A 12,332-nucleotide genomic window follows, 5' to 3' on the forward strand; every position below is an offset into this window, starting at 1 on the left:
CTTACAAAGCAAATGCAAAGTATTATTTTATCCAAACTGAAATATAAAATATTAATCTTGATGGTTGCTTTTTTTAGTAAAAACTATTTTATTCTAAAGCTACAGAAGCTATCAATAACTTGAAATTTTCAGTGTTTTTGTTAGCAATTAAAAATGTTATTTGCTCCATAGTCCCGGTAGAATAATTTTCTAAATCTAATTTTTTACCTCTAAAGCCAGGGTACATTTCTTTTAATGGAATCTCAATTTCTTGCCATTTTCCATTGGTTTCAAAATGGAAAATGTAGGAATAATAATCTTGAATGGATGATTTAATTCTAAATTGATATTTTTTTTGATCTCCTTTTATTTTTAAAACAATCTTTGAATGTTGGGAGGTCTTCATAGTTGGAAATTGATATCTTACAGAAGAGAAACCTCCATTATTTTCTAGGGATACATTTCCTTCAAAAATACCAAAGTGTTCTTCGTTAAGACCAAAATTTCCTGAAGATTTTCCGCCCATGACAACATCATCCGTCACTACCCAATCCTCGATATTGGTGGTTTTGTTAAAATCAATTATTGTTTGTGCTCCCATAGCTATTGGCATAAGTATCAAAAATAGTAATTTCATCTTTTATTTGGACTTAAATTAAGGGCTTTCTTTTAGATTGTAGTTACTTCCTCTAGGAGTGTCAGATTCTTTTAGAACAATGTCAGAATGCAAATATAAGGCCGCATTTGCAGATCCTTTTACTTTTGAAGAACTCCTAGAAATCATTTCTTTTTCAAAATCTAATAAAACTGAATTTCTAATGCCTTTTTCACTCCATTGAGAGCCTTCACCACAAAGCTTTGTTATTTTTCTTGCCAATGCTATAGCATCTAATAAAGCTTGATTGGCTCCTTGGCCTTTGAAGGGACTCATAGGATGCGCCGCATCACCAATTAGAGTTGTTTTATCTGCGTTTAAAAAAGCATCTTCAGAAATTAAATCTCTATCATAAACAGGATATCCAGAAACATTCTGTTCTGGAGTAGCCTGAATAATTTGTGGTATGGGGTTGTGCCAATCAGTTCTGCTAATGGCTTCTTTTTTTAATGATTTAGCACCCTTTTTACTCAGTGTTAAAGCTTCGTGTTCAGATAAAGGGAAACTTAGTTGCCACATAACAGATTCCTTATCAAAGGGCATGATATATATTCTTTCGTTTCCATTAGCTGTTTGAAATACCGTTTTTCCGTCCAGTAATTCATTATTAACGTCATTCAAAGTTTCTAGAGAACAGATTCCTAAAATTACGATACAGTTTAGATAACGTAGTGGGTTGTCTTTTTCCTGAATGATACTTTTTCTAACAGTACTTCTTATTCCATCGGCACCAACAATAATATCTGCGTCAGCAAAAACTTGTTTTCCATCAACATCAAATGTCAAGTCATGATTTTTATTTTTGTTTATTTCGAGGAGTTGATGGCTCCATTGGATACAGTTTTTAGAGCTCAATTGTTCTAAAAGTTCTTTGCGCAATTCTTGTCTAGCAATATGAATATTGGTTCTTTTATTTGTGGTATTTGAGTTTGTATCTATCCATTTTCGCATTCCCCATTCTCCAATTTTGGTTCCATCTGTTTTAAATACCATATGCTTGTTGGAGACAATTCCGTTTTTAAGTGTAACCAAACCTAAACCTTCTATGGCTCTACTTGCTTGTTGCAGGGTTAATCCATAACCTTGTGATCGCTCATTAAAACTTGCGTCTCTTTCATAAATGGTAAACGGAATACCTCTATGCAGACAAGCAACACCAAGGGCAATTCCTCCAATGCCACCACCAATGATGGCGACTTTCGGATATTTTTTTAAGATGGGTGGTGTGGCTGATTGAACGATACCTTTGCCGTTACAATTCAGGCAAGGTGTAAGTATTCGTTTTGGACGTTTTGGCTCTGGAAAAGATTGCGGGTTTTTATGATGTTCTTCTAGTTGTTTTTGATATAATACACGAAGTTTTTTCTTAGGTTTTCTACTTTTTTGACCCTGTCCTTGACATGCTTCACATTCTTTATAATAAATGTCTTTGTTTGAGTCCATCGCAGTTTTCAATGTTAGGCGTTATTCGCTGGGGAAATTACTGCTTTTTAAGATTTTATTGAAATGAATTGATAGATTGTATGATTATCAGGCGAATCAAAAAAAATCATGAAGCGGTAAAAATTAATCTTGTTTGTGCGTATAAGGTTTCCAATCGTTTAATAAATAAGAAAAAGTTTCCTGCAATACTTCTTTAGAATTTTTCGGATTGAAATTTAATTCTTCTTTAGAAGCTTCAATATTATAATCTTGAGGCAATCCATAAAACATATCAAGATATTGTTTTTGTAATAAGGGTTCTTTACCTGTTATTTTACTTACGGCTTCCATAAGAAAAGCAACCAGATATAATAAAACTCTAGGCGCTTTTAAGGGCGTTTTTAACTTTAGTTTTGGGAAAAAGTCAGCTGCAATTTTAACACTTTCTTGAATGGATGTGTGTTTTTCGTTAGCTAAGATATATCTTGATTTATTTTTACCTTGCTTCATCGCCATTATGGTTCCTTTTGCCACATCTTTTACATCTACCCAATTGATTGTAATATTTGTATCTACAGGAACCTTCCCTTGAATTATTTGAAGTGCAAGGTTGTTAGAGTAACTTAATTTAAACGCATTTTGACCAATCATAGCCGATGGTAAAACCAATACCGTTCTGATATTATATTTTTCGGCTAATTTAAGAGCAAGTTTGTCTGAATCATTTTTTGAATTAAAATACCAATTTCTTCTGTCTTGATTATATCCATTTTTAGGGTCGGCAGGGAGTTTTGTAAAATCTAAACTAGCTACAGAACTTATGTAGACAATGTTTTTAACACCGCATTCATGTGCCATGTCAAAAAGGTTTTGAGATCCTTGTAGGTTGTTATCGTAAATTTCTTCTTTTGGATTTTTAGCCCACATACTAAAATTAGCTGCGACAGCGTATAGATTAGTAACGTTTTTTAGAGCAGATTTTAAAGAATCTCTATCTCTAAGATCAGCAAAAACAACTTCACAGTCCAACCCTTCAAAAGGTGCCTTTTGTTCAATATTCCTAACGGTTGTTCTTACAGGTATGTTTTCTTTAAGAAGAAGTCGTATAATATTGTTTCCCAAATGTCCGTTACCACCTGTAACTAATGAAATTTCTTTGCTCATAATTATTGTTTTTTTATTGGGTAAATTTCCGTTAGATTTTACGTTATTAAAATAACAAATGTTAGAAAGTAAGTTGACTTCTGATTCTACTTAACGATTGAGGTTGCATTCCTAAATAAGAAGCAATTGTTTCAACAGAAACATGCAGTGCTAGCTCTTGATCATTTAATACAAATTTTTCATAACGTTGTTTGGCAGTCAAAACTTGAAAATCGGTAACACGTTCTAATTTGCATTGCAGATGTTCATCAGTAATCTGTTTTACCAAAGGTGCCCAAAAGGTTGTATTTTCATTTAAGAAGTCAAAATGTGTTTTTGAAATTTTTGATACACTACATTCTGTAATACTTTCGTAAAAATCTTTTGATGGAGTTTGTTCTGTAAAGCTTTCAAAAGATGTAAAAAAGGTATTGCTTGAAATTAAGTGTTGCACTACCATTTTACCGTCAATATTTTGGTAGCCTTTTACAATTCCTTTGTTTAAAAAGTAAACATGTTTTTCTGTCATTCCTTCTTTTAGAAATAGGGCGTTTTTCGGAATGATTTCGGTAATGAACAATGAGTTTAAAAGGAGGCGGTCGTCATGAGAAAGTTTTATTTTTTTTAAAATAGTATAAATAAGTTCCTGCATTGTATTAGTGTTTATTGAAAGTCAAAATAACATATTTTTTTGTGGTATAGGAGTATGTATGACTTTGTTTTGGTAGCGAAATAAGTTACTATTTCAAATAAAATATTTCGCGTTAATATTTTTTAGCGATGTAAAATCCATAACTAAAATACTCTTGATATTTATGGTATTGCTGAATTTCTGCTTTATGATCCATAACTACTTTTTGTGCCAATTCTGAATTGTTATGACGTTTTAGAAATGAATCAAAAGAGGCTTCAAGTGGCTTAAAGTAATGTGTTGTCCAACTTGTTGTAGGTAAATAAAAATACCCGAGCAGTGAAAACCCATTTTCTTCTAATTGATTTATTTTTTTAGAAGCTGTAGATACTTCAGGATATGCTGAATTCCAAAAATTAGTTATTTCAGAGGGGCGGTTTTGCGTAATCCAAGTAAGTTCGCTTATGGCAAGATAACCTTTCGGCTTTAAAAAATCTTTCCATTTTTTTATTCCATTTTCAAAGCCAATATTGTAGATCGCGCCTTCAGACCAAATGATATCAAATTGCTCTTTTTTAAAGGGTAAGTTATCCATTGATGCTTCTATCGGATTAATATATCTAGCAGTTTCAGTTTGTTGTGCGTTTGTTTTTAGTGCTGCAAGGAACTCTGGAAATAGGTCTACTGCAGCAATATTTGCTTTTAATAATTTAGCCAATGCTACTGTTGGTCCACCTGTACCACAACCTATGTCAGCAATATCTAAAACCTTGTTTTTAGGGAGCTTCATAAAGCTGAGTGCTTTGATTAAATCTTTTTCACTTCCAGGACCTTGTCTTGGATTGTTTTTATGGAGGTCTATTATCAAATCCAATTCAGTCATATCCTTTTTATTTGTAGCTAGTTAAAATTATAATTTTGTGACTTTATTTTTGATGGATTGATACCAATTCTCATTTTCAATAAAATTAGGGTCAAAAAAACGTTTTATAATATTTTGTACCCTGCTATTATTTAAAAAAAATGCATGCCAGTCATTTTGAATCAACTTTGAGTCAATTCTTTTTTCAAACCATGTTGTATCAATTTGATAGGTGTCTATCACGTTTTTGAATGCTCCTGAACTTATTATTGGGACAGTACCATCACCGCTATTTTTTTGTTCTCCGAATTTTTCAAAATCAAACAAAAATCGAAAGCCATCTTCGTTTTCCTCAATCTTTAGTTTTGTTTTTGTATCCTCACCACCTCCCGCTAGTACAATCATTTTACTTCTTAAAGAGGGGGATAAGGTATTAAAGTCGTAAATGAAATTATTTTGATTTCTAACGTTTTTCAGATGATTTAAACGGTTCTTAATTACGGAGTTTTCTTTAGAATTTTGCTGGTTTTCTTTATGTTGCCAATACGTATCAAAGTTATAGAAATTTTCCACTTTGGGAGAATAAGCTTCTTTGTATACAGGAAGTAATTCATAAATTCCTGGAAATGTTCTACCTACCTTTCTAAAATCATCACTAGAATTAAATAAACGAGATTTTCCTATTACCAAATTAAAAACGGCTTCAAGTGAACCTAAAAAAGGAGGGGTAGTGAATATTACTTTATTTGTGAATTGGTCAATTTTTGAAGGAGATAGGGTTTTAAAATAACTGGATAAAACAAGTGCCCCCATACTGTGTGTAAGGAAATTGAAATCTGTTCTATCAAGTTTCTTTTGTAACTTGGTTATATAGTTACTCAGGTCTTCTGCGATATAATTGTTTGATTTCCTCCAATCATAACCAAAAATATAAACAGAATAACCTAGATCTCGTAAATAGTTTACTATTTCAGAGTAGGCTAGATTTTCAATATCTGCCCTTTCAATAATAACTTGTTTTTTTGCGTCGCTCTCTCCATCAGGCTTAAGGGCTAATTTATGAATATCTGCAAAGAATTTTTTGACACCAGACCAAAGTACTTTAAAATCCGTTTCATTAGAATTGTTTAATCTCGTTCCTTGAATTCCTGGGATTAAAATAATTGGAAGTTTTTTTTTAACAGTCATATTTAATCTTTTTCATTTTCATGAAAAAGATACCAAATTTGAATTTTATAAACAATTTGAAGAGAATAAATAGGTTGAAAAACGACGATGCTGCTTTTTTAGCAGAAAAAAAGCAGCATCTTTGAATTGTAAGATGTAAGTTTTACGAAGCAACAAGAAAAACAATAATTCCGATAATAGCTGAAAAACCATAAAGAACAACACCGATTGCTGCCATAACTCCAAAAAACTTAAAAAATGATTTTTGGTTTCCTAAGGCTTCTTCTAAATTCTGACTGTTTTTGGAGTTAAGTGCTAACTTCAATTTTTGAGAATATTTAAAAAGGTAATACGCAGGAAAAAAATACAAAAGTCCTAGAGCAATGTAAAGTATACCAAACAAAGCTCCAAAGCCACTTGGTATTTCATTCAATTCATTGGAAGGTAGCATTGTCATTATGCTTCCAAAGGAAAGTCCCATAATAATAATGAAACTAGAAAAAATGAAGCCAATAATGGATAAGAATTTTGTCCATTTCGCTATTTCGGTTAAAAAACTTTCAGAAGATTGAGTAATTGATAATTGGTTTGTACTGTTTGTGTCTGATTGTGTGATAGTTTCCATAGTAATTTTTTTTCGAATAGATAATTTGTTCATCTATCGATGGCGAATTTAATTAAAGTTAAAGAATGTTCCATATTTACTTGAAAAATATAAGACTCATTTTTTTATTACATTCCTAATAGGAGTGAATCTCGATTTAAAATAGGATTCAAGTTATACAATCAAAAACAAGGTGTCAAAATTTTTATTTTAAGATTTAGGGTTGTTTTTGTTTGAATTTAAATGATAGATTTTGATAAAATAATAGATAAAGAATGCACAAAAAATAAAGTCTCCTGCAATAATGATAAGTACGTATGAAGTTGCAAGGTTGTTTAGGTATAATTTTAATTCAGCAAAAGCAAACGCGAATTTTCCAATAGCGCCAATTATTGCTATCCCAACGTGTTTTACTGGATCTATTGCTACCATAATATAACCAACAAAAAACAGGAGAGTTGTACCCCAGGCACCCTTGTAAATTTCAAATAATAGAGGGTCAGTTAATTCTCTATTAAATAGTGCTTGGAAGGTGTATTCGGTATTAAAATAACCGAATCCAGCTCCAATAGCATTCCATAAGGATGCAAGTAAAAATAAGGTTGTGAAAATAGAATGATCCGTAGTTTTCATAATTTCTAATTTTGAGTTTTTAGTAGAAGTCAAAATTAGAGTCTAAGAAAAAGACTTGCATTTACATAGGTAAATTTTATTTTGAAGAATCGGCTGTTTTATTGCGTATCCTACTTAATTGAGTTGCACTGATGCCTAGGTAAGAAGCAATATGATACTGAGGTATCAATTGTTCTGCCGTTGGGAATTCTTTTTTGAAAATCAAATATCGCTCCTCCGCTTGCAGTAGTGCCATTTCTAGTTCTCTTTTTTCTTTGAGAACAAAAAAATGCTCTGCCATTTTTCTGCGTAGTCTTTCTATTTCAATATGGTTTTTGGAGAGTTTTTCTATTTCTGCTAGGGGGATTTTTGTAATAATACAGTCTGTAAGTGCTTGTTGGGGTAATTTATTGGGTTTTCCTGTTATTATCGAAACATAAGAGCCAATTATATTTGGTGCAGCAAATAGTGTTTTATTGTATTCTTTGCCATCATCGGTTACATAAAATGATCGAACAAGTCCGTCTGTAAGGATTCCAATTTCTTGGGAAACTTCATTGAACTTTACAAAATAATCATGTTTTTTTAAAGTTGTTTGAACTGCAGTTTTAGAGAGTTGTTCCCATGTTTCATTGGATATTTCACTGATGCTGTTTAAAAATTGAAATATGGGGTCAGTGTGATGCGTTTTTAAATTGTCTTGTAGAGATTCCAATATTCTAAAGGTAAAGATATTATTTCACAGAAGAGGTATAAAAACCTCCAGAAGATTGAGTAATTGATAATTGGTTTGTACTGTTTGTGTCTGATTGTGTGATAGCTTCCATGGTATTTTTTTACCTCAGTAAACCGGGTGTTTTTTGCAAACATAATCAAAATATTAATATATGTTTTTCTGCTAACTATAGATAGTAGAATCGGATGAACTTACTTTAATTTTGATTTTCGCCCAAAGCATAAATTTTTTGAATCCAATTTTTTCTAAACGTAGCTGACGAACCTTTTATGGATGAGATATATGTTGTTTTGACAGGGTTTATGCCGCATAACTTAAGGGTTCCATTTTTTAATTGATTCTCAGCTGGACTTCTCATGAAAAGGATATTATACCATCTAGGTGTGTCAGATGTTATAATTATTCTAGCTGTTTTACCCTTGAAAAGTTTTTTTAGGACAGCTTTTCCCTCGATTGATTCATATGCTATTCCAGGTAAAAATGTTCTGTCAATAAACCCTTTCATAATGGCTGGGTAACCAAACCACCACATAGGAAACACCCACACTATATGGTTTGCTTCTTTAATTTTTTCGATTGCATTCAGAAGGTCAGGTTCAAGTTCTGTTCTTTTACGATATCCAAACTCAAGGTTGGGATTAAAATTTAGTTCGTTGATGTTGATTTTAGTGATTTTGGCATTTGTATTCTGTGCTCCATTATGGTAAGCATTGGATAAAGCAAAATTAAAACTTTCACTGTCAGGGTGACCATTGATGATAACTATTTTTTTCATTCTTTTTTGTTTTAGACAAAGAACGATAGTATCCATTTTTAGAAAAAGGACATTTGTCTAATTCTAAATGTTTTTTCTAATTCTGCTGAGGTGCCTTTGCGTGATCCCTAAATAGGATGCTAAATAGGTAAGAGGGACTTGTTGAAGAAAATCGGGGTTGTTGATGATTAAGTCTTGGTAACGTTTTTCTGCAGACTCCTTCTGTAACAAGAAAATTCGTTTTTCCATCTTAATATATTCCTGCTCAGCGATATATTTGAAGAAACGTAGCCAATTGGTGCTTGAGTTTTCTAGTTTTAGTATTTCTTTTCTATCAAGCGTTAAAATAGTTGCATCAGTAAGTGCTTGAATATTTTCTAGTGTGGGAGTTTGTGATAAAAATGAAGAATACGCACTGACAAAATAATTTGAAAATGTAAAACAATAGGTAATTTCTTCTTCTGTTGAAGAGTGATAAAATGACCTAAAAGAGCCGGAAGTTACAAAAGCAACTTCATTCGAAGTTTGACCGGCTTTTATGAAAAAGTCGCCTTTTTTTAGTTTTTTTAATGTGAGTAGCGACGCTACACTATCGATTTCTTCGGAAGTTAGAATACCAAATTGGTTCAGGTAGTCTTTCATAAAAAAAGAATTGCTTAGAAATTTCTATAGTTTTTGAAAAAAAGCATTTTTAGAATTTATTTTACAGCAGAGGTATAAAAACCTTCCATGATCATAGTTTTTCCTTGGAACTCAAGTTCTGGTTCAGGAATTATTTCAGTAGTGATATTTTTAAAGCCAGTAATTCTTAATAAATTTTCCACTTCGTTCTGCGAATATTTCTCAAAGTTATGTTTTGTGAAGGAAATTTTATTCATCATTTCTTTGTTTCGATATCCAATAAGTACTTTTCCATCGGGTTTTAAAACTCGTAAAAGTTCCTTTGCATTGGCAACAGGATTTGGCCAAAAATAAATAGTATTTGTAGTAGTAATATAATCGATACTTTGGTCTTCAAATGGAAGTTTTTCTATAGAACCATTTATTAGCGTAACTTGTTTTTTCTCTATCAATTTTTTATTGAGTATGGTTGCTTCTTCAATCATTGTTTGCGAAAAATCCAAACCGTAATACTGTAAATTTTTATTGATAGTCAACAAGTCTTTTATGTAATAACCATTTCCCATACCAATTTCAAGTATCAAGCTGTTGGCTTCCGGAGCCAAACACTTATATGAATTCAGGCATATATGCTTATTTCCTTTATTCATTTGCTTGCCAACTTCTTTTCCTTGCGCTCCGGTGGGTTTGTAAAGTTGACTCGCTAGTTCTTTGTCAGGAAGCTGAGTGCTATTAAATTCTTGGGCCATAGTAAGTTTTTCTTTTTTTCGTGAAAGTAGAGATAAAAATTAAAAAAAGAAAAGGAGTGTCTGATTAATCGAAAATTTTCCATAATCTGGCACCAACCCTTATAATTGGGGAGATTTCAAAAGTAGGAATGTTGTAGGTGTCAGCGTTAGAAAATTGTATTTCTTTAGCTGCTCTAAAATAGCTATGTATCCCAGGTTGTATATAAAATGTACGCCCGATAAAAAATTGATAACTCATTCCAATTCCTACATCATTTGAAGGGATTTGAAGTGTTTCTCCCGTGGAAATTTGTTCTATATCAAAATTATGGTTCTCATAATAACCATAGATTTCCAAATTTCTCCAAACATTGTATCCAAAGAAAATTCCAGGAGAAGTGGTATAGTATCTATTGTAGTTTTCATCAGTTTCTCCAATTGCTTGTTGGTCTGCGTTATAAGTACCACCATTAATCACACTTACCCTAAGTCTAAATTTTTTATATCGATATCCAATTCCAACATGAAAACCACCGGTAAAAAACATAGGGAATAAACTTTCAACTTCAACGGCTTGTTCAACTTCATAGTTTGGTGGAGAAGGATGCCAGAAATTTGATTTTTTATTTTGCGATTGGGTTGTGAGGCAAACGAATAGGATGCTTATTGCAAGGAGTTTTTTTATAGTTTTCATAGCTTTATTTTTTTGTCAAAAATAAAATAGCACTACTTAAATCTTCTTGAATTAATTCAATAAATTATTTTTTTGATCTTAGTTTTGATAACCATTCTGCAGAAATTCCCAAAAAGGAGGCTATCTTGTATTGAGGAATTTCTTGAATCCATTCTGGTTTGTCTTCTACTAATTTGTGATATCGTTGTTCTGGAGGTAAAAAGTTATCTCTAATTCTTTTAGCAAATTCGGTAAAAAATTGTTCGGTAATCACTCGTCCTAACTTAGAAAAATTGATGCTACTATCAAATAAAGCATCAAGTTCTATTTTTTCAATAATATAAATTTCCGTTTTTTTTAGGGCACGAATGTTCATTTCACTAGGAGTGTTATTTAGATAGGAAACATAATCAGTAGCAAAACTTTGAGCAAAAATAAAATCTAGGGTACGTTCGTTTCCTAATGCATCTATCGTAAACATTTCTAAGCTCCCTGATGCCACAAGTGCGATCTGATTTACTGTTGTTCCTTGCTTTAAAAACACTTCCCCTTTTTTTAAAGTGAGCGGTTGTAACGTATTCTGTAATTGTTTGTTTTCATTATCCGATAGGGAAACAATTGAATTGATTGTTTTTAATAAATCTTTCAAGATATAATTGGAGGTTTGATTATTTATTATTTTTAATAATTTTTAAAATTCTATTATAAAATATTTCAGCAAGATTCCATTGGTAGCCATTAAAATCTGTGGTGTTATTAAATTGAATAACAACAGTATCTATATCTTTATGGTATTTAGCAATACTCTGGTATCCAGCTGCTAGTCCTGTATGTTCATAATTATACAAAGTATTGTAAATATCTTGCTCACCAGTATCAAAGATGCTTCCATTGTTAAGGGCTCTTATAAAAACGGCAACATCATGTGCAGTAGCAAACATCCCTTGGTTTTTATGTTTTTGATCCTTTTCAATTCCAACATAATAACCGCTCATTATTCGTTCTGGGTCTATGTTTTTATTGGAGTTAAAAGTATTTTTTAATGCAAGTGGAAGTAGTATTTTTTCTTTGATGTAAAAAAAACGATCCTTACCAGTTATTTTCTCAATGAGTTTAGAGAGTAACAAGTAGTTCGTATTGCTGTATCCATAGGATGCATTTGGTTTAAATTTTGCAGGTTTGTCTAAAACCATTGCGATAGTACTCTCACTGTCTTTTGGTGGGTTTTGCCAAAATTCATTAAAATCTGTGAAATTAGGAATTCCACTGCGATGCTGTACTAACATGGCAATCGAAATGTCATCAATATACTCAATACGATTTTTGTATTCTGGAAAATAATAGGCTAGACTTTTTTGCAGGTCAATTTTGTTTTCCTTGGCTAGTTTGGTAATCGCAACAGCAACATATAACTTACTTATGCTAGCAATACAAAAAATAGCATCTGTTTTAGCGGGTGTTTTAGTCTCTTTATTATGCCATCCGGCTGCAAATTTTTGAGGTTCCTTTCCTTGTTCATCCACATAAACAATCATCCCATCAAAGCCAAATTCCAAACTTTGTTCAAGTTGTTCTTCAATCGAATTAGGTAAAGGAAGTATCCACGCCTTAATCAATATCCATGGAACAAAAAACAAAGAAACGATCGTTCCTGAAAAGAGGAGTGTTCTAAAAATATAGATGCTGTTTTTTTTCTTCATATTGAATTAATTGATTTTCAAGGGGGGGTGGTGATTAGGCTTCAG

15 protein-coding genes are annotated in these 12,332 nt (G+C 32.0%); all 15 read right to left on the reverse strand.

The annotated features are described in order from the left end of the window. Nucleotides 1-88 precede the first annotated feature (88 nt). A complete protein-coding gene (locus AC2DZ0_RS00875) occupies nt 89-616 on the reverse strand; it encodes a CIA30 family protein (protein ID WP_484643085.1) in 528 nt (175 codons plus the stop codon). An 18-nt stretch (nt 617-634) separates the two neighbouring features. Continuing rightward, entirely contained in the window at nt 635-2,077 is a 1,443-nt protein-coding gene (locus tag AC2DZ0_RS00880) for an FAD-dependent oxidoreductase (protein ID WP_484643087.1), read from the reverse strand. Between the two features lie 123 nt (nt 2,078-2,200). Continuing rightward, a complete protein-coding gene (locus AC2DZ0_RS00885; RefSeq protein WP_484643088.1) occupies nt 2,201-3,220 on the reverse strand; it encodes an NAD-dependent epimerase/dehydratase family protein in 1,020 nt (339 codons plus the stop codon). 61 nt (nt 3,221-3,281) lie between these two features. Further along, nucleotides 3,282-3,851, reverse strand: a complete 570-nt coding sequence (locus AC2DZ0_RS00890; protein WP_484643090.1) for a Crp/Fnr family transcriptional regulator — start codon at nt 3,849-3,851, stop codon at nt 3,282-3,284. Between the two features lie 112 nt (nt 3,852-3,963). Continuing rightward, nucleotides 3,964-4,713: a class I SAM-dependent methyltransferase gene (locus AC2DZ0_RS00895; RefSeq protein ID WP_484643092.1), complete on the reverse strand. Its 750-nt coding sequence runs from the start codon at nt 4,711-4,713 to the stop codon at nt 3,964-3,966. A 27-nt stretch (nt 4,714-4,740) separates the two neighbouring features. After that, complete coding sequence (locus tag AC2DZ0_RS00900; RefSeq protein WP_484643094.1) at nt 4,741-5,880, reverse strand: alpha/beta hydrolase; 1,140 nt, start codon at nt 5,878-5,880, stop codon at nt 4,741-4,743. Nucleotides 5,881-6,022: 142 nt separating this feature from the next. Next, on the reverse strand, nt 6,023-6,484 hold the full coding sequence (locus tag AC2DZ0_RS00905) for a DUF5362 family protein (RefSeq protein WP_484643095.1): 462 nt from the start codon (nt 6,482-6,484) through the stop codon (nt 6,023-6,025). Between the two features lie 189 nt (nt 6,485-6,673). Next, complete coding sequence (locus AC2DZ0_RS00910; protein WP_484643096.1) at nt 6,674-7,096, reverse strand: hypothetical protein; 423 nt, start codon at nt 7,094-7,096, stop codon at nt 6,674-6,676. 76 nt (nt 7,097-7,172) lie between these two features. Further along, the gene (locus AC2DZ0_RS00915; RefSeq protein ID WP_484643098.1) at nt 7,173-7,790 is read right to left on the reverse strand and encodes a Crp/Fnr family transcriptional regulator; all 618 of its coding nucleotides are present in this window, start codon (nt 7,788-7,790) and stop codon (nt 7,173-7,175) included. 217 nt (nt 7,791-8,007) lie between these two features. Continuing rightward, a complete protein-coding gene (locus tag AC2DZ0_RS00920; RefSeq protein ID WP_484643099.1) occupies nt 8,008-8,586 on the reverse strand; it encodes an NAD(P)H-dependent oxidoreductase in 579 nt (192 codons plus the stop codon). Between the two features lie 63 nt (nt 8,587-8,649). After that, nucleotides 8,650-9,207: a Crp/Fnr family transcriptional regulator gene (locus AC2DZ0_RS00925; RefSeq protein ID WP_484643101.1), complete on the reverse strand. Its 558-nt coding sequence runs from the start codon at nt 9,205-9,207 to the stop codon at nt 8,650-8,652. 56 nt (nt 9,208-9,263) lie between these two features. Further along, nucleotides 9,264-9,935: a class I SAM-dependent methyltransferase gene (locus AC2DZ0_RS00930; protein WP_484643103.1), complete on the reverse strand. Its 672-nt coding sequence runs from the start codon at nt 9,933-9,935 to the stop codon at nt 9,264-9,266. Between the two features lie 64 nt (nt 9,936-9,999). Continuing rightward, a complete protein-coding gene (locus AC2DZ0_RS00935) occupies nt 10,000-10,608 on the reverse strand; it encodes a hypothetical protein (RefSeq protein WP_484643105.1) in 609 nt (202 codons plus the stop codon). 64 nt (nt 10,609-10,672) lie between these two features. Continuing rightward, nucleotides 10,673-11,236, reverse strand: coding sequence for a Crp/Fnr family transcriptional regulator (locus tag AC2DZ0_RS00940; RefSeq protein WP_484643106.1), 564 nt, complete (start codon nt 11,234-11,236; stop codon nt 10,673-10,675). A 19-nt stretch (nt 11,237-11,255) separates the two neighbouring features. Further along, nucleotides 11,256-12,287, reverse strand: coding sequence for a serine hydrolase domain-containing protein (locus AC2DZ0_RS00945; RefSeq protein WP_484643108.1), 1,032 nt, complete (start codon nt 12,285-12,287; stop codon nt 11,256-11,258). Between the last annotated feature and the right edge of the window lie 45 nt (nt 12,288-12,332).

It is taken from the genome of Flavicella sp. IMCC45668 (genome assembly GCF_057219105.1).